Source organism: Streptomyces sp. NPDC002018 (genome assembly GCF_042890865.1).
GTDB lineage: Bacteria > Actinomycetota > Actinomycetes > Streptomycetales > Streptomycetaceae > Streptomyces.
The window spans coordinates 160,435-178,126 of sequence record NZ_JBIASO010000003.1 but is presented as its reverse complement, the minus strand read 5'-3'; the positions used below and the strand labels follow the sequence as shown (position 1 = coordinate 178,126).

Here is a 17,692-nt window from a genome sequence, read left to right as displayed (position 1 = left end):
CCGACCGGTTCCGGCAGAAGGGCTCCTCGCCATGCCAGCACCCACCCTCCTCGTACTGGAGGCGGATCCTCCCCCGCGGCTCGGCCGGCTCACCGGCAGGGCGCGGATCCGCCACTGCGACGAGAACGGCCTCGCGGCGCAACTCCCGCACGCCGATGTTCTGCTGGTGTGGGACTTCACCTCCGACGCGGTACGGAACGCCTGGCCGGGAAAGGGCCCGAGGCCCCGCTGGGTGCATACCGCGAGCGCGGGCGTGGACCGGCTGCTCTGCCCCGAGCTGATCGGTTCCGACACGGTCGTGACCAATGCTCGGGGCATTTTCGAGGAACCCATCGCCGAATATGTCGCCGGACTGGTGCTCGCCATGGCGAAGGACCTGCCCGGCACGCTGGAGCTCCAGCGTCAGCGCCGCTGGCGCCACCGCGAGGCGCTCCAGGTCACGGGCAGCAGGGCCGTCGTGATCGGCGCGGGCCCCATCGGCCGGGCCGTGGCCCGGACGCTGCGGACCCTGGGGGTGACGGTGGCGGTCACCGGCCGTACGGCACGCCCCGGGGTGCACGGCCCGGAACAGCTCGACCGGCTGGTGACCAGGGCCGACTGGGTGGTCGGCGCGGCGCCGCTGACGGACGCGACCCGCGGGATGTTCGACGCGCGCCTCTTCGGTCTGATGCAGCCCTCCGCCCACTTCATCAATGTGGGACGGGGACAGCTCGTCGTGGAGGGCGATCTGATCGCCGCGGTGTCCAAGCGGTGGATCGCGGGTGCGGCGCTCGATGTCTTCGAACACGAGCCGCTGGCCCCCGAGAGCCCGCTGTGGGACGTTCCCGGGCTGATCGTCTCCCCGCACATGAGCGGTGACACGGTGGGCTGGCGCGACCGCCTGGGCGCACAGTTCGTGGAATTGTATGAACTTTGGGCCGCCGGAAAGCCCCTCCCCAACGTGGTGGACAAGAAACGTGGGTACGTCCCCATGCATGACTGATCACACGCACCGGACCGACCCGCGGGCCCCGTCCGGCCCGTCGGGGCTCACCGGCCTCGCCGGCCTCACCGCGCGGCAGCTCCTGGCCGGCTACGAGCGGGGCGAGTTCTCGCCCGTCGACGCGACGCGCGCGGTGCTGGAGCGGATCGAGGCGGTCCAGCCGCTGGTCAACGCCTTCGTCCGGGTCGACGCCGAGCCGGCGCTCGCCCAGGCGGAGGAGTCGGCGGGCCGGTGGCGCGCGAAGGAGCCGCGGGGCCTGCTGGACGGGGTGCCGGTCTCGGTGAAGGACATCTTCCTCCAGCGCGGCGGCCCCACCCTGCGCGGTTCGAGGACCGTACGGCCCGAGGGGCACTGGGACGAGGACGCGCCGGCCGTGGCACGGATGCGGGAGCACGGCGCGGTTCTCGTCGGCAAGACCACCACGCCGGAGTTCGGCTGGAAGGGGGTCACGGACTCGCCGCTGTCCGGGGTGACCCGTAATCCCTACGACCACTCCCGTACGGCGGGCGGATCCAGCGGCGGCAGCGCGGCGGCGGTCGCGCTCGGCGCGGCGCCGCTGTCGATCGGCACGGACGGCGGCGGCTCGATCCGTATCCCGGCCTCCTTCTGCGGGATCTTCGGGCTCAAACCGACCTACGGGCGGGTGCCGCTCTACCCGTCCAGTCCGTTCGGCACGCTCGCGCACGCCGGTCCGATGACCCGGGACGCCGAGGACGCCGCGCTGCTGCTGGATGTGATCAGCGGCCCGGACTGGCGGGACTGGTCGCAGCTCGCCCCGGCCCCGCCCCTGAGCGGCTCACTGGCCGACGGGGTGCGCGGGCTGCGCGTCGCCTACTCCCCGTCGTTCGGCGGCCAGGTCGCGGTGCAGCCCGCGGTGGCCTCCGCCGTACGGGGCGCGGTGGGCCGGCTCGCCGAGCTGGGCGCGTATGTGGAGGAGGCCGACCCGGACATCGCCGATCCGGTGGAGGCCTTCCACACGCTGTGGTTCGGCGGCGCGGCCCGGCTGACGCAGCCGCTCGGCCAGGAGCAGCGGCGGCTTCTCGATCCGGGGCTGCGGCAGATCGTCGCGACCGGCGCGGGCTACAGCGCCCTGGACTATCTGGCCGCGGTGGACGCGCGGATGGAGCTGGGGCGGCGCCTCGGCCGGTTCCACGAGTCGTACGACCTGCTGGTCACCCCGACCCTGCCGATCACCGCGTTCGAGGCGGGGACGGAGACCCCGGCGCGCTCGGGGCTGCACCGCTGGACGGGCTGGACGCCATTCACGTACCCGTTCAATCTGACGCAGCAGCCCGCGGCGACCGTGCCGTGCGGGGTGGACGGGGACGGGCTGCCGATCGGGGTGCAGCTGGTCGCGGCCCGGCACGGTGACGCGCTGGTGATGCGCGCGGCGCACGCGCTGTACGCGTCGGGCGCGGCCCGGATCCCCGCGCCGGCCGCAAGCCCGAGCTGACCGGACGCGCCTCAGCGGTGTCCTGGGGCGCCGGGGTGTCCTGCGGCGCCGGTCCGGTGTCGGTGCCCACCGCCGCGGTGCCCGCCGCCGCGGTGTCCGCTGCCGTCGGCACGGTGTCCGGTGCCGCCACTGCGGTCTCCGGTGCCGTGCCCGGCGGAGGCTACGCCCGGCGGAAGCTGAGCGTCTCGCCGACGGCGCCCGCTCGCCAGAGGTCCTGGCAGGCCTCGGCCATCCGGTCGAGGCCGTCGACCACCGAGCCCCAGACGATGCCGGGGATCCACCCCATGTCGCCGTTGATCAGCAGATTGTTGCGCTCGTAGAAGAGCGCGAGATCGACGACCGTGCGGCGTCCGCGCACGGCCTGCTCCTCGTAGCCGTAGGACGCCGTGCCCAGTTCCGTCTCGGAGAAGGTGAAGTAGCAGAGGTCGCCCGGGATGGGGGTCACGGTCGGATTCTCCAGCGGCGGTTCCTCGGCGGCGAAGGCCGGGAAGAGCGCGTAGATCTCATTGCGGGCGTACTTGGCGTGATACACGTCCGAGCCCAGCGGCAGCGCCTCCCACACCGCCGCGCAGGTGACCGGAGCCCGGTCATCCAGGAGTTTCGCGGTGCACTCGACCCCGCGCTTGTCCAGCGACACAGTCACAAATCGGTCGGTCATGATCCCCATCGTCCTCGTCCGACCCATCGAGTCAAGGCCGCGTGCTCCGCTCGGAAGAGGCCCGTGACCGCGCGGGAACCGGCGCGCGGCCGACCCGAAATCGGCTCGAAAACATGTGCATAACCCGAATGGACTCGGGTAGCCGCGCGCCCATGGCTTCACCACCAGAGCACGAGACGGAAAGAACGGCCGTACGGCGCTCACCTCCGCGCCGGCCCCTCGGAAGCCGCTCCCTCGGAAGCCGCCCCCTCGGGCGCCGCTCCCTTCTGCTGGGCACGACGGCACTGGGCGCCGCCGGGGCGATCGGCGCCGCCGGATGCGGCAGGATCCCCTCCGGCGACACGCTCGCCCGGCTGAAATCGCAGCGCACGGTGCGGCTCGGAATCGCCGGTGAGGCGCCGTACGGGTTCGTCGACGAAGAGGGCCGGTTCACGGGCGAGGCGGTGGAACTCGCCAAGATCATCTTCAAGCGGCTCGGAGTCGGCGGCGTACAGCCGGTGGCCACCGATTTCTCCTCGCTGATCCCCGGGCTGAACTCCCAGCAGTTCGATGTGGTCTCGGCCGGGATGTACATCAACAAGGAGCGCTGCGCGCAGGTCATCTTCGCCGATCCCGAGTACCAGATGCTCGACTCGTTCCTCGTGCGCAGGGGTAACCCCAAGAAGCTCCGCTCGTACCAGGACGTGGTGAGGACCGGGGCGAGACTCGCCACCGGCACGGGTTACGCGGAGATCGAGTACGCGATATCCGCCGGTGTACCGGAGAAGGAGATCATCATTCTCCAGGACCCCGTGGCCGGACTGAACGCCGTCGAGTCCGGCCGGGTCGACGTGTTCGCGGGCACCGCGCTCACCGGCCGCAGTGTGGTGAAGAAGAGCCGCAGGGCCGAGGCCACGGAACCGTTCGCCCCGGTCGTGGACGGAAAGAAGAAGATCGACGGCGGCGGTTTCGCGTTCCGGCCCACCGACACGGATCTGCGGGACGCCTTCAACACCGAGATCCACAAGATGAAGAGGAGCGGCGAACTCTTCCGCGTCCTGCGGCCGTTCGGCTTCACCGAGGCCGAGATGACCACGCTGACGGCAGAGGAGCTGTGCGCATGACCGCCGGCCTCTGGACACACTGGGTACTTCCCGGCATCTGGATCACCGTTCAGCTCACCCTGTACAGCGCCGCGCTGGCCACCGTCGTCGCCTTCGCCGTGGGAACCGCCCGTACCCACCGCTCGCGCGCGGTCCGCTTCCTCGCGGGCTTCTACACCGAGATCTTCCGTGGCACCTCCGCGCTGGTACTGATGTTCTGGCTCTTCTTCGTCATGCCGAGCCTGTTCGGCTGGGCGCTCGTCCCGATGTGGGCGGCCGTCCTGGCGCTCGGCCTGTCGTACGGGGCGTACGGCGCCGAAGTGGTGCGCGGCGCGCTCAACTCGGTGGCCCCGGCGCAGCGCGAGGCGGGTATCGCGCTGAACTTCACACCCTGGCAGCGGATGCGGCTGATCCTGCTGCCGCAGGCGGTGCCCGAGATGATCCCGCCGTTCTCCAACCTGCTCGTCGAACTGCTCAAGGGGACCGCGCTGGTCTCCCTGCTCGGGGTCGCCGATGTGTCGTTCGCCGCCTATCTGGTCCGGCTGGCCACCCAGGAGAGCGCCCAGATCTACTCCGTGACGCTGGTGATCTACTTCGTGCTCGCCTTCGTCCTCACCCGTGGCATGCGGGCGCTCGAACGGAAGACAAAGGCCGGGATCGGCATCGCCACCACACCGGGAGGTGCCCGGTGAACAGCTGGGACTGGTCCGCGGTCGCGGACTTCATGCCTCGCTTCTGGGACGGTCTGCTCCTCACCCTCCAGGTGCTGGTGCTCGGCTCGCTCCTCTCCTTCACGCTCGGTCTGGTCTGGGCGATCGGATTCCGGGCGGGACCGCGCCTGCTGCGCTGGCCGGTCCATGCCGTCACCGAGTTCATCCGGAACACCCCGCTGCTGGTGCAGCTCTTTTTCTTCTTCTTCGTCCTGCCCGAGTGGGGTGTGCAGTTCTCCGGGCTGACCACCGGAACCCTCGCGATCGGGCTGCACTACTCGACGTACACGGCCCAGGTCTACCGGGCCGGCATCGACGCGGTGCCGGCCGGCCAGTGGGAGGCGGCCACGGCGCTGAGTCTGCCCACCGGCCGGACCTGGACGGCGGTGATCCTGCCGCAGGCCATCCGCAGGATCGTGCCCGCGCTGGGGAACTACGTCATCTCGATGCTGAAGGACACACCGCTGCTCGCCGGGATCAGCGTGCTGGAGATGCTCCAGCAGTCCCGGCTGGAGAGCGCGGCCACCTTCCAGTACACCGAGCCGCTGACCGTGGTCGGTGTCGCCTTCATCCTCATCGCCTGTCCGGCTTCTCTTCTGATGCGAGCCCTGGAGCGTCGTCTTGTCCGCTGACCTTCCGCACCCGACCACGAGCGCCGGCACGGGCGCCACTCCGGCCGGTCCGCACGCGCACGCGAACCCCGCCGAGCTGATCCGCTTCGACAAGGTCACCAAGAGATTCGGGAAGAACACCGTCCTCGACGACCTCTGTTTCTCGGTGCGGCCGGGCAGGCATGTGACCCTGATCGGCCCGTCCGGCTCCGGCAAGACCACGATCCTGCGGCTGCTGATGACCCTGGTGCGCCCGGACGAGGGCACCATCACCGTCGACGGCGAGAAGCTGTTCCCCGCCGACAGCAAGCATGTCCGTGACGTGCGCAAGAGCATCGGCATGGTCTTCCAGCAGTTCAATCTCTTCCCCCATATGAACGTGCTGCGCAATGTGACCGAGGCGCCGGTCCGGGTGCTGGGACTGAGCCGGGACGAGGCGGAGCGGCGCGGCCGTGAACTGCTCGATCTGGTGGGTCTCGGCGACCGCCACGCGGCGAAGCCGAGCCAGCTCTCGGGCGGTCAGCAGCAGCGGGTGGCGATCGCCCGCGCGCTCGCGATGCGGCCCCGGATCCTGCTGCTGGACGAGGTGACCTCGGCGCTCGACCCCGAACTGGTCGCCGGCGTGCTGGATGTGCTGCGGGACATCGCCCGCACCACCGACATCACCATGCTCTGTGTGACCCACGAGATGAACTTCGCCCGGGACATCTCCGACGAGGTCCTGATGTTCGATTCGGGCAAGGTCATCGAGTCCGGTCCGCCGGAGAGAATCTTCTCCGAGCCGGAGCACGAACGGACACGCGAATTCCTCGGCGCGGTCCTCTGACCTCCCACTCCGACGATGACGTATGCCAGTGGCATATGCCACGGTGGCCCGGCCCAGCGTACGGCCGGGGGTCGCGCGTTTCTGGTAACCGGCGGAAACCCCGTACCGGGCCCTTCGCGGCTATCGTGGTGCGGGAAGCGGGGACGGACAGTGACGGCAAGCCCTAGGGGGGACCGTGGCGTTGAAGCCTGAGCCGACCGCGCCGTTCCACTCGGTGCGGTATGTGCTGCGTGTGCTGGAAGCCATCTCCAAGTACGGCGGCGCCGGGGTGACGGATGCCCAGATCGCCCGTGAGAGCGGGCTGCCGGGCGGACATCTCGCGCCCCTGCTCTCGATGCTGCGGCGCGAGGGCTATGTGGAGCGGGTGGCGGACGGTGCCTATGTGATCGGTGACTCGCTGGCGCTGCTCGGCTCGGGGCCCGCCCGGCGGCAGGCGCTGGAGGCCAGGCTTCAGGAGTCCCTGGACGAGCTGCGCGACTCCGTCGGCGCGGCCGTCTATCTCAGCCGGTACATCGACGGCGAGATCAAGGTCAGCCTGGTCGCCGACGGTCCGCTGACGCCCGCGGTCAACGAGTGGGTCGACTTCCGCTCCACGGCCCATGCCAGCGCGATCGGCAAGTGCCTGCTGACCCAGCTCGACCAGGACGGCCGCCGGGAGCATCTCGCCCGTCACAAGATCGCCCGCTTCACCTCCCGGACGATCACCAGCGAGCGGCTGCTCCTCTCCCGGCTGGACAGCCAGCCGCCGACGGTTCCCGTGCTCGATCTCCAGGAGTACGCGGTCGGGACGGTCTGCGCGGCGGTCCCGCTGACGGCGGGGTCCACCGTGGGCTGTCTGGCGCTCTCGCTCCCGGTCGAGTTCGCGTACCGGCTGCGCGCGGCGGCGGAGAAGCTGAACCGCGGGGCGGCGCCGATGGCGCTGTCCCTGACGATCTGAGGGCTCTCCCGTCATCCCCGTCACCCCCGTCACCCCCGTCATCCTCGGCGGGCTCGCGGCGAGCCCGCCGAGGATGACGGGGCGGCCCTTGGGGACTCCCGGACGGTGGTCCTGAGCACTCCGGAGCACCGGGTATTATTTTCGAGTCGGCAGGCGCCGCTAGCTCAGTTGGTTAGAGCAGCTGACTCTTAATCAGCGGGTCCGGGGTTCGAGTCCCTGGCGGCGCACGGACAGGACGGTGGCCCCTCGCGGAAGCGGGGGGCCACCGCTGTCGTACGGGCTGTCCTCGGGCGGCGGGCCTCAGGCCTTCAGGGCTCGGCTCCGGGATCCCGGTTCGGGCCGCGCGATCAGGCGACCGCGCGCGAACCGTCCACCATGGGGCTCACACCGAAGATGTCGACCGCGTGGTAGTACGTCCACGCCAGTCCGTCGCAGGACACCTTCGTCGCACCCGAGTACTTCGCGCAGACCCGCTTGAGGTCCGCGTAGAAGGCCGAGTCGATCCGTGCCTTGTTGGCGCTGAACGTACCGGCCGCCTTGTAGTTGCGGTAGCCGAAGTCATGGCGCACACAGGCGTTCTGGAACGGGAAGCCGAAGGGGTTGTCCGGGGAGGACGAGCAGTAGTCCGTGGACCAGTCGAAGCCGTACGCCGACCAGGCACCCTGGTTGCCCCGGGCCGCCACGAAGGAGTTGTAGCTGCTCGCGGACTCCTGGGTCCAGCCGCTGAGGACCTGCGGCTTGTCCGCCGGCGCGGCGGTGGCCGACGTGGCCGTCAGCAGGGAAGCGGCGAGGGCGAGTACGGCCGAGGCGAGCGGAAGGGCCAGACGTCTGCGCATGACGGAACAACCTCCGGACGGATATGGGGGGAATCGCCCCCTGCCCGGGTTGGCACGGAGCGCCGTAAGCGTGAAGGGCGCGGCTGTCGCACGGGTCTACGCGCGATGACCGCCGCGGGAATGGTCCCCCAAATCCCGGCGCGGGCAAACCCCTTTCACATCGAACTCGCCTCTGAGTGCTTCCAGTTGACGGTTCCGTCCCAGTTGCCCGGTTCCCGGCGGGAGTCACCGCGGGGGCGCTTGCGGGGCATGACGGCGTTCACCGGGGCGCGTGATACGCCGGACGTCCGGGCGGGCACGGCTGATGGCCCGCTGTCCGTTCCTCGACCGCGCCCGACCACGGGACACGGGAGGGGAGGCCGCGGCCCGCACGGGCGGCGGCGCGCCTGGGGTCTTTCGTTCGGATCTGGCTGAGCCCAGCGAGATCCGAACGAGAGGCCCCTCGGGGAGCACGGACCGCACGGCGGCGGACCGGACGGCACCGCGCCCCCCGAGGTTCCTACGATCTCTTACGGCTGATCCCGACGCCGACTACGCGTCAGAACTGGACGTCGGAGCAGGCGTAGAACGCGTTCGACGTGTCGGCGATGGTCCACACCGCCAGGATCACATGGCGGCCCGACCTCGACGGCAGGTTGCCCGAGTGCGAGAGCGTCGCGGGCGGCTGCTGGTTGTTGTACGGCACCGTCAGGAACGGCTGGGTGTCCAGAGCGGCACGCGTCAGCGGCTGCGAGGAGTTCCACCCGTTCTTGGTGATGTAGTACTTGAAGTCGCTCGTGGCATGCCTGGCCGTGAACTGCCAGCGGAAGTTGTAGCTCTGGCCACCCGAGACCTTGGTGGTCGGCCAGGAGCCGCCACGCGGGTCGTCGAGCTGCGCGAACTGGCCGAGGCCGCCCGAGCACAGCTTGCCGTCGGCGGGGCCGCCGGCCGGGAAGCCCTTGGGCCCCTCGACACTCTGCGGCTCCCACTGGATGTTGCCGCAGTTCGACACCGTGCCGTTGGCACAGAGCTTCTGACGGCTGATGGGTGAGTCCGTGTAGCCATGGCTACTTGCGCTGCTGGTGGCGAGCAGGGATGCACCCGCCACGGCGAGGCCCACTACGGCCGCGCCTATCTTCTTTCGCATGCTTCGCTCCAGAGAACGTGGGGAGTTCGGTGAGCCGTACTGCACGCGTGCAGGGGAGAACAGTCTGCGGTCTAGACCAAGCTCTAGAGTATTAACGGAACTTGACCGTGTCCATAACACGTACGCGCCAGGTCCAGACCAATTACAGCCTCTCCCCGGCCCCGTGACGCCCGGTGTAGAAGGCCACGGTGAGGTCCTTCACCAGCACCTTGCGCTCGTAGTCGTCCAGTTCGACCAGCCCGCGCGAGGTCAGACGCTCCACCGTGTCCTCCACCGCGTCCACCACCGAGGTGAGGACACCGTCCCGGTGCTTGGCGTCGATCGCGGCGATCCGGCTCCGCTGCATCGCCGCGGCGATCTCCGGCGCGTACTCGATCCGGGTCGGCTGCGCCGAGAAGACATCGACCCCGACGGGCCGGCACTCCGCCGCGAGCATGCGGGTCAGCGCGTCACCGACGGCCTCCGCGTCGCGCAGGGTCGGGGCCTCCTCGTGGAAGGCGTCGGCGGGCAGTTGGGAGAGCACCCGCGCCATCGCCGCCTCGACCTGCTCGCGCAGGTACTCCTCGTGGTCGCGGACGCCGAGGGTCGCGCGCACGGTGTCCCTGACCCGCCAGACGACCAGGACGACGACCCGCAGCGCGGTGCCGTTCGCGTCGACCGCGGGCATCGGCTCGCTGCGCCAGTGCCGCAGCCGTACGTCCACCCTGCGGCGCACCAGCAGCGGGCTCACCCAGAGCAGTCCCGTACGGCGCACGCTGCCCCGGTAGTCGCCGAAGAGCGTCAGGACCCAGGCCTGGCCGACCTGGCCCCGGCCGAGCCCGCCGAACGCGAAGAGCGTGAAGGTCCCGCCGAGCGCGAGCAGGGCCCACTGCCCGAGCCCGATGCCACGGTCCGGTTTGGGCCGCAGTCCGAGCGGCCTCGCCACCGCGTCCGGTACGGCCCCGGCCCACCAGAGCAGCCCCGCGCAGGCCATCAGGGTCAGGAACCCGACGAGCGTGGCGGCCCAGCCGGGCAGTACGGGTCCTGGCCGCTCGGCCAGCCGGGGATCGACGGGCGGCGCGGGCCGTGCCGGTGCGGCGGTCACGGGGACGGGCGCGGGCGGCGCGGGCACGGGCACGGCGGGCACGGGCGGGGAGACCGTCCGTACGCGCGGCTGCTCGCTGGTCCCCCGGCGCCGTCTGACGACCGTGGGCGGCCTGACACCGGCCGGTTCGTCGCGGAAGAGCAGATGGACGGGGATCTCGTGGGTGGACTCGCCGACGATGAGCGGACTCCACCGGGGGCTCTCCCCGCCGCCCTGACGGCCCACCGGCCCCGGCCGACCGGACTGTCCCGGCTGTCCCGGCCGCTCCCGGGGGCCGGGCTCGGCGGACGGTTCGTCCGTCTCCGTGGCGGCCGGCCGGCCCGTCGGGTGACCGGCGCCGTCGGCCGTGTCCCGCGCCCGGTCCGCCTCCGCGCCCGAGGTCCCGTCGCCGTGATCAGCGCCAGGACCGGCGCCGTGATCCGCACCGTGACCGGCGCCCCGAGGCGTGCCGGGCCCCGCGCCGTGACCGTGACCGTGGCCGGGATCCGCGTGCCCGCCCGGGTCCCGGGCCGTATCGCGGGCCCCGTCGCGGGCCCCGTCCCGGGCCGTATCGCGGGCCGCGTCCCGGGCCGTATCGCGGGCCGCGTCCCGGGCCGCCGAATACGTCCACGGCTGTACGGACGTCTCCCCGGCGCTCCCCGCGCGCACCGAACCCCGCGCGGCCTGCGCGATGAGCGGCGCGTGCACCGGACCGCCCCCGGACCCGAGCCCGCCCGTACCGCGCGGCCTGTCCTCGCCGCCGGCCGGGAACGGCTCGTCGTCGAAGGGCGCGGACACCGGATCGTCCCGGAAGAAGTGCCCGAAGGTGTGCTCGACGGTCCGCTCGGCCGGTCCGCGCCCGAAGAGCGTGGCGCCCTGGTCCCGGGGCTCCGCCGTCGCGGTCGGCACCCACATCTCGGCACCGAACACCGAGCGGGCCGAGCGGCCCCCCGGCGCCCCCCGGCTCTCGGCGGACGTCTCCCCGCCGTCTCCCGCCGGGGCCGGTGGCCCTGCCGGGGCGGGGGCCGGGGCGGCCACGGACCCGCCGCCCCCGTCCGGCGCCGGAACGGTCGGGGGGTGCTCGCCGTCCGCCGGGGGCACGGCGGGCGCCGGGTCCTCGTCGTTCGGGTGCGAGGTCGTCGTCGTCATCCTTGCCTCCGTCATGCGAAGAGTCGCTGCCAGGTCTGTGGGCCGGGGTAGCCGTCGGCTTGGGCACCGCGCCAGCCCTGTGCGCGCTGGAACGCCTCGACATTGCGCCGGTCCGCCTCGGTCCAGACCCGTCCCGGACCCGAGGTGTAGTACCTGCCGAAGCCCTTCTTCACGAGCTGCCTGCCGAGCAGCTCGACATACGTACCGCCGCCGCCGGGCCGGAAGTGCCGCGCGCCGGGATACACGGGCACCCGCCCCGGCGTGCCCCCCGCCCCGGTGGCACCGCTCCCGCCGCCCGCGGCGCCACCGCCGCTTCCTCCCGCGCCCGCCGGCGGAATGTCCTTGCCGAGGCCCCGCACCAGATGGCGCCAGGTGCCGGGGCCCGGCCGCCCGTCCGCCTCGGCGCCGCGCCAGCCCTGCGCGCGCTGGAACGCCTGGGTGGCGAGCCGGTCGGCCTCGCCCCACCGGGGTCCGGGTCCCTGGCGGTAGAACCGTCCGGCCCCGCGCCGCACCAGCATCCGGCCGAGCTGTCTGACGTGCGCGTTCTCGGCGCCCGGCCCGAACGCCCCGGCGCCGGGGTACGCCGCCGACGCGCCCGTCCCCGCGCCCGGCCCCTTGGCATGGCCGCTCCCGGCCAGCCCCCGGTAGCGGTACGGGACATAGCGGCCGGAGTTGCTCCAGTACGCCATCGGCGTGGGCTGAAAACGGGCGTGCGGCTGGGCCTGCTCGTACGCCAGATAGGAGGAGCGCGTGCGGTCGGCCCAGCCGCCGAAGATCGTGACGTGCGACCCCTTCACCGGGCTGGCCGGATTGTGGAAGAGGAGCATGTCGCCCGGCTGGAGGTCCTCCTCGTCGATCACCACGCCGTACCGCGCGAGGGTGCCCGTCCACTCGTTCCCCGCGAGGTTCCAGGCCATCGAGACAAAGCCGGAGCAGTCCTGGCGGTACCCGTCCGACCAGAATCTCGCCATGCTGTACGGGACTCTCGCGGACGCCCAGCGCTTGGCGCGCTTGATGATCTCGGCGCGGGTGGATCTGCGCAGCGACGTCGGAGGCCGGTGCGCGCCGGGGCCCGGCAGCGGCCGTCCGTGGAGCGGGGCGCTGCCGCCCTGCGGGGTCGACGGCACCGGATCGGCGGCGGCCACCCGTCCGTACACCCCCGGGCCCGCCGCCGCCCCGACCGTCGCCACCCCGCTGACCGCCGCCGCCCTGGCCGCCGCCACCGTCGCTTCCGTCGCTTCCGTCCTGTGCGCCTGCCGCCCCGCCGCCCGCGCCGTCCCCGCGTCGGCCCATGCCGCTCCCGCGTCCGCCGCCGTCACCCCGAGGGCAACGCCCGTCGCCGTGGCCAGAAGCAGCGCCCGCCGGACGCCGTGTGCGGCCGGACGGCCGACCGCGCACACCGGCAGGCCCCTGTCCGGATCGCGCCGCTGTTCGGCACATCCGGCGCAGGGGCAGTCACGAGCGGGCTCGTACTCCTCGAAGACCGGGACGGTCATGCGTTCCCCTCGACACTCATCAAGATCTTTCCGACGCGATGGACGGGCCAGTGTCTCAACTGTCCGAACAAATCGCATTTTGACGGATCAAGGGGAAGAAAAGACAATCCGACAGGCCGCAACGGCGATCAAATGGTCCGGGGCACCTCACCGGATCCGGTAGAGTTCTCCAGGTCAGCAGGCGCCGCTAGCTCAGTTGGTTAGAGCAGCTGACTCTTAATCAGCGGGTCCGGGGTTCGAGTCCCTGGCGGCGCACGCACAGTGGAAGCCCCCTCATCACCCATGAGGGGGCTTCACTCGTTACCGCGCGCCGTCCCTCATCGCCGCGCGCCTTCACCCGCCACCACGACGCTTCCCTCGGGGCCGCGACCGTCGACGCGCGAACGCGTACGGAGCGGTACGAAGTCACACCGCGTCTGGCGCAAGCTCGCCAACACACCGACCGGACCGGCCTATCAAATCGCCCAGAAGACCGGCAATCGGTCTTTTTCTTCCTTGCGATCACGACCTCGGTCGGACAACCTATCCTGAACACATTGACTCCAATGGGGCATGCGGTCCGAACAGTTGGACGCGGCGCGAGGGAATGTCCCCATGGACGGGTGCAACCGGACGACCACTGTTCTCTGTCTGCCATGACGGGGCCGCATTGACGCGTCCGGACCGGTGGTCGAGGGGGACCGTTCCGGCCGAAACGTTCGATACCAATCACGCGGCAGCCGCGCGTGCGGGGGGATGACTCATGACGTCGATGCCAGACGGCCCACGCCAGGAGAGCGACGTCTCCCGGACCACCCAGCTCCGCATACCCGGGCACCTCAGAAGCGGGGGACAGCGCCCCCGGCCCCGGAAGACCGCGCTGCCCAAGTACGACTACGAGCACTACAGCCGGCTGGCGGGACCGCTCACCCAGCCCGACCCCGCCAAGCCGTACACCGTTCAGTACCGCTCCCTGCTCTCCCAGGAGCCGCACCGTATCCGTGCCGCCCTGCTGCTCGGCGCGGCGCCGCTGCTCTCGCTGGGGCTCTTCGTCTGGCTGATGCAGCCCCAGCACTGGACCGAGCGCGACCCGAACCTCAAGAACGACACCCTCCTCGTCCTCGACATCGTGATGCTCGTCTCGATCGGGCTGATCGAGCTGTTCCGCACGATGAACGTCCTCTCGAACGCGCACGCGACGCTGGTGGCGCGCGATCCCGTGCCCGTCGTGCCGGAGAGCGGCACCCGCGTGGCCTTCCTCACCTCCTTCGTGCCGGGCAAGGAGCCCCTGGAGATGGTGACGAGGACGCTGGAGGCGGCGGTCAGGATCCGCCACCGCGGGCTGATGCACGTATGGCTCCTCGACGAGGGCGACGACCCCGCCGTCAAGGAGGTCTGCGCCCGCCTCGGTGTGCACCACTTCTCCCGCAAGGGCGTGGCGAAGTGGAACCAGCCCAAGGGAGCCCACCGCGCGAAGACGAAGCACGGCAACTACAACGCGTGGCTCGACGCGCACGGCGACGACTACGACTTCTTCGCCTCCGTCGACACCGACCATGTCCCGATGCCCAACTATCTGGAGCGGATGCTCGGTTACTTCCGCGACCCGGACGTCGGCTTCGTGATCGGCCCGCAGGTCTACGGCAACTACGACACCTTCGTCACCAAGGCCGCCGAGTCGCAGCAGTTCCTCTTCCACGCCCTGATCCAGCGCGCGGGCAACCGCTACGGCGCGCCCATGTTCGTCGGCACGAGCAACGCGGTGCGGATCAGCGCGCTCAAGCAGATCGGCGGTCTGTACGACTCGATCACCGAGGACATGGCGACGGGCTTCGAGATGCACCGCGCCAGGAACCCCCGCTCCGGCAACAAGTGGCGCTCGGTCTACACCCCGGACGTGCTGGCCGTCGGCGAGGGCCCGACCGCGTGGACCGACTTCTTCACCCAGCAGCTCCGCTGGTCGCGCGGTACGTACGAGACGATCCTCAAGCAGTACTGGCGCGGCTACGGCACCCTGCCGCCCGGCAAGCTCTTCAACTACACGATGATGATCATCTTCTATCCGATGTCGGCCCTCAACTGGATCCTGGCGGCGCTGAGCTGTGCGCTGTTCCTGGGCATGGGTGCCTCGGGTGTGCAGATCGACCCGGCGATCTGGATGATGCTGTACGGCAACGCCTCGGCCCTCCAGATCGGGCTCTACATCTGGAACCGCCGCCACAATGTCTCGCCGCACGAGCCCGAGGGCTCCGGCGGACTGGCCGGCATGGTGATGTCCGCGCTCTCCGCGCCCATCTACGCGCGCTCCCTGATGGACGCCGTACTGCGCCGCAAGAGCTCCTTCGTCGTGACGCCCAAGGGCGACTCGTCCAGTCCGGACACCCTCTTCGGCACCTTCCGTATCCATCTCTTCTTCATCCTGGTCTTCGGCGGATCCCTGAGCTCCTCCTTCTACTTCGGGCACGACCATCCGGCGATGATCGTCTGGGCGTCGCTGGCCCTGCTGATCACGGCGGCGCCGATCCTCACCTGGCGCTGGGGGATGCGGCAGGAGAAGAGGAAGCGCCGGGGCGCCCACCGGGGCGGCCGGCCGCCGGGCGGGGCCGCGCCCTCCGGCGCGGAGGCGCCCTCCACCGCCGCGGCACCGTTCGTACCGCGGCAGTCCGCCGGCACGGCCCCGCCGGCCGTCGGCCAGGCCGCTCCGGCTCCGGACGCCGCGCACCCCGTGCCCACCGTGACCACCGATCAGACCGTACAGATTTCCCTTGGGGGACCTAAGCAATGAGCGCCCTTCCCGTCCGGCAGAACCACCGCAGAAACCGCGCCCGTCGCATAGCGATAGGCGCCGCGGTGGTCGTCGTGGTGGCCGGGATGAATGGACCGGCGCTCTACCGGTTCGGCTCGGAGAAGTACCACGAGTACAAGATCAACCGGCCCGAGTACAAGGCCGAGAACGGGCACTGGGACTTTCTCGACATCCCGGCCGAGTTCAAGATCAATTCAATTCACGCCTCCCTGCTGCACACCGGGAAGGTGCTGCTCATAGCGGGCTCCGGCAACAACCAGAAGAACTTCGACGCGGGCAGGTTCGAGTCGGTCCTCTGGGACCCGAAGACCAACGCGTACAAGATGATCCCGACGCCCAAGGACATGTTCTGCTCCGGGCACACCCAACTGCCCGACGGGAACCTGCTGGTGGCGGGCGGCACCAAGCGGTACGAGAAGCTCAAGGGCGATGTCACCAAGGCCGGCGGCCTGATGATCGTCCACAACGAGGACCCGGACAAGCCGATCACCCTGCCCGCCGGCACGATGTTCACCGGCAAGGAGAACGGCAAGACCTTCGTCTCCAAGGACCCCGTCCTGGTCGAGAAGGCGAAGAAGGTCTTCGACCCGGAGACCGGCGCGTTCCTGCGGACGGAGGCGGGCCTCGGCCGTATCTATGTCGAGGCGCGGAAGTCCGGCAAGAAATTCGAGACCGGCACCGAGGACAACTACCGGGTGCAGGGCATGAAGGGCTCCGACGCCCGCAATGTCTACGGCATCGCGCAGAAACTCGCGCTCGACAAGAAGGACTTCCAGGGCATCAAGGAAGCCTATGAGTTCGATCCGGTGGCGGAGAAGTACATCACCGTCGACCCGATGAACGAGGCCCGCTGGTACCCCACGCTGACCACGCTCAGGGACGGCAAGGTGCTGGCGCTCTCCGGTCTCGACGAGATCGGCCAGATCGTCCCCGGCAAGGACGAGATCTACGACCCGAAGACCAGGTCGTGGGAGTACACCGGGATCATCAGGAAGTTCCCGACCTATCCGGCGATCTTCCTGATGGACAACGGCAAGCTCTTCTACAGCGGTTCCAACGCCGGCTACGGACCGGCCGACGTCGGCCGTGACCCCGGTGTCTGGGACCTGAGGACGAACAGGTTCGACAAGATCCCGGGGCTGAGCGACCCCGACCGGATGGAGACCTCCGCGACGGTCATGCTGCCGCCCGCCCAGGACCAGAAGTTCATGGTCATCGGCGGTGGCGGGGTGGGCGAGTCCGAGAAGTCGAGCGAGAAGTCCCGGCTGGTCGACCTCAAGGACCCCGAGCCCCGGTTCGAGGACGGGCCGACGCTGGACAGGGGCACCCGCTACCCGAGCGCCTCGCTGATGCCCGACGACTCCGTACTGATCACCGGCGGGTCCGAGGACTACCGGGGGCGCGGCGGCTCGGACATCCTCCAGGCGCGGATGTACGACCCGGAGTCGGCCACGTACAAGCGGGTCGCCGACCCCGCGGTGGGGCGCAACTACCACTCGGGCTCGGTCCTGCTGCCCGACGGCCGGGTCCTGATCTTCGGCTCGGACCCGCTCTACGCCGACCAGGCCAACACCAAGCCGGGCGTCTTCGAGCAGCGGGTCGAGATCTACACCCCGCCGTATCTCTTCCGCGACATACGGCCCGAGCTGTCGGGTGGGCCCAAGAGCGTCAAGCGCGGCGGCACGGCGGTCTTCAGGACGGCTGACCCCGGCTCGATCAGCACGGCGAAGCTGATGCGGCCGAGCGCGGTCACCCATGTCACCGATGTCGAGCAGCGCTCGGTGGCGCTGGATCTGAAGAAGACCGCGGACGGTATCGAGGTCACGGTCCCGAAGAACAACGCGCTGGTCCCGTCGGGCTGGTACATGCTCTTCGTCACGGACGAGAAGGGCACGCCGTCCGAGGGCGTGTGGGTGGAGATCCCCTGAGGGCTGTCCCGTGGGCGGGGGAGATCCTCTGGCCGGTGGAGATCCCCTGG

14 protein-coding genes and 2 tRNA genes are annotated in these 17,692 nt (G+C 70.6%); 11 read left to right on the top strand and 5 right to left on the bottom strand.

Annotated elements, in window-relative coordinates:
- Positions 1–31 precede the first annotated feature (31 nt).
- Both ACFYYH_RS06435 and ACFYYH_RS06430 read left to right on the top strand, forming a co-directional pair.
- The gene (locus tag ACFYYH_RS06435) at positions 32–982 is read left to right on the top strand and encodes a D-2-hydroxyacid dehydrogenase (protein WP_388546681.1); all 951 of its coding nucleotides are present in this window, start codon (positions 32–34) and stop codon (positions 980–982) included.
- Entirely contained in the window at positions 975–2,435 is a 1,461-nt protein-coding gene (locus ACFYYH_RS06430) for an amidase (protein ID WP_388546679.1), read from the top strand. The genes ACFYYH_RS06435 and ACFYYH_RS06430 overlap by 8 nt, the downstream gene beginning before the upstream one ends.
- A 160-nt stretch (positions 2,436–2,595) precedes the next feature.
- Here ACFYYH_RS06430 and ACFYYH_RS06425 read toward each other — a convergent pair whose 3' ends face one another.
- Positions 2,596–3,093 carry a DUF3830 family protein gene (locus tag ACFYYH_RS06425; RefSeq protein WP_388546676.1) on the bottom strand — a complete coding sequence of 166 codons (498 nt, stop codon included), beginning with the start codon at positions 3,091–3,093 and terminating at the stop codon, positions 2,596–2,598.
- A 152-nt stretch (positions 3,094–3,245) separates the two neighbouring features.
- Here ACFYYH_RS06425 and ehuB point away from each other — a divergent pair, with 152 nt between their 5' ends.
- The 6 genes from ehuB to ACFYYH_RS06395 all read left to right on the top strand — a co-directional run bounded on the left by ehuB (position 3,246) and on the right by ACFYYH_RS06395 (position 7,486).
- A complete protein-coding gene (gene ehuB / locus ACFYYH_RS06420; protein WP_388546673.1) occupies positions 3,246–4,196 on the top strand; it encodes an ectoine/hydroxyectoine ABC transporter substrate-binding protein EhuB in 951 nt (316 codons plus the stop codon).
- On the top strand, positions 4,193–4,867 hold the full coding sequence (gene ehuC / locus ACFYYH_RS06415; protein ID WP_388546670.1) for an ectoine/hydroxyectoine ABC transporter permease subunit EhuC: 675 nt from the start codon (positions 4,193–4,195) through the stop codon (positions 4,865–4,867). The genes ehuB and ehuC overlap by 4 nt, the downstream gene beginning before the upstream one ends.
- Positions 4,868–4,899: 32 nt before the next feature.
- Positions 4,900–5,517, top strand: coding sequence for an ectoine/hydroxyectoine ABC transporter permease subunit EhuD (gene ehuD / locus ACFYYH_RS06410; protein WP_388547254.1), 618 nt, complete (start codon positions 4,900–4,902; stop codon positions 5,515–5,517).
- A complete protein-coding gene (gene ehuA, locus ACFYYH_RS06405) occupies positions 5,507–6,322 on the top strand; it encodes an ectoine/hydroxyectoine ABC transporter ATP-binding protein EhuA (protein ID WP_388546668.1) in 816 nt (271 codons plus the stop codon). Before ehuD ends, ehuA begins: the two co-directional genes overlap by 11 nt.
- A 175-nt stretch (positions 6,323–6,497) precedes the next feature.
- Positions 6,498–7,259, top strand: a complete 762-nt coding sequence (locus ACFYYH_RS06400; protein ID WP_388546666.1) for an IclR family transcriptional regulator — start codon at positions 6,498–6,500, stop codon at positions 7,257–7,259.
- A gap of 153 nt (positions 7,260–7,412) precedes the next feature.
- Positions 7,413–7,486 (top strand) — tRNA-Lys (locus ACFYYH_RS06395).
- Between the two features lie 120 nt (positions 7,487–7,606).
- Here the strand turns inward: ACFYYH_RS06395 and ACFYYH_RS06390 are convergent.
- From ACFYYH_RS06390 to ACFYYH_RS06375, 4 genes are all read right to left on the bottom strand, one after another.
- A complete protein-coding gene (locus ACFYYH_RS06390) occupies positions 7,607–8,095 on the bottom strand; it encodes a phospholipase (RefSeq protein ID WP_388546663.1) in 489 nt (162 codons plus the stop codon).
- 538 nt (positions 8,096–8,633) lie between these two features.
- Positions 8,634–9,221, bottom strand: a complete 588-nt coding sequence (locus ACFYYH_RS06385) for a lytic polysaccharide monooxygenase (RefSeq protein ID WP_388546660.1) — start codon at positions 9,219–9,221, stop codon at positions 8,634–8,636.
- Between the two features lie 142 nt (positions 9,222–9,363).
- Complete coding sequence (locus ACFYYH_RS06380; protein WP_388546658.1) at positions 9,364–11,433, bottom strand: SPFH domain-containing protein; 2,070 nt, start codon at positions 11,431–11,433, stop codon at positions 9,364–9,366.
- A gap of 11 nt (positions 11,434–11,444) precedes the next feature.
- Positions 11,445–12,929 carry a peptidoglycan-binding protein gene (locus ACFYYH_RS06375; RefSeq protein WP_388546656.1) on the bottom strand — a complete coding sequence of 495 codons (1,485 nt, stop codon included), beginning with the start codon at positions 12,927–12,929 and terminating at the stop codon, positions 11,445–11,447.
- A 181-nt stretch (positions 12,930–13,110) separates the two neighbouring features.
- On the opposite strand from ACFYYH_RS06375, the gene ACFYYH_RS06370 reads away from it, so the two are divergent.
- The 3 genes from ACFYYH_RS06370 (at position 13,111) to ACFYYH_RS06360 (ending at position 17,642) form a co-directional block, all read left to right on the top strand.
- Positions 13,111–13,184 (top strand) — tRNA-Lys (locus tag ACFYYH_RS06370).
- A 487-nt stretch (positions 13,185–13,671) separates the two neighbouring features.
- Positions 13,672–15,693, top strand: coding sequence for a glycosyltransferase family 2 protein (locus ACFYYH_RS06365; RefSeq protein WP_388546653.1), 2,022 nt, complete (start codon positions 13,672–13,674; stop codon positions 15,691–15,693).
- Complete coding sequence (locus ACFYYH_RS06360; protein WP_388546652.1) at positions 15,690–17,642, top strand: galactose oxidase-like domain-containing protein; 1,953 nt, start codon at positions 15,690–15,692, stop codon at positions 17,640–17,642. The genes ACFYYH_RS06365 and ACFYYH_RS06360 overlap by 4 nt, the downstream gene beginning before the upstream one ends.
- The last annotated feature ends 50 nt before the right edge of the window (positions 17,643–17,692 follow it).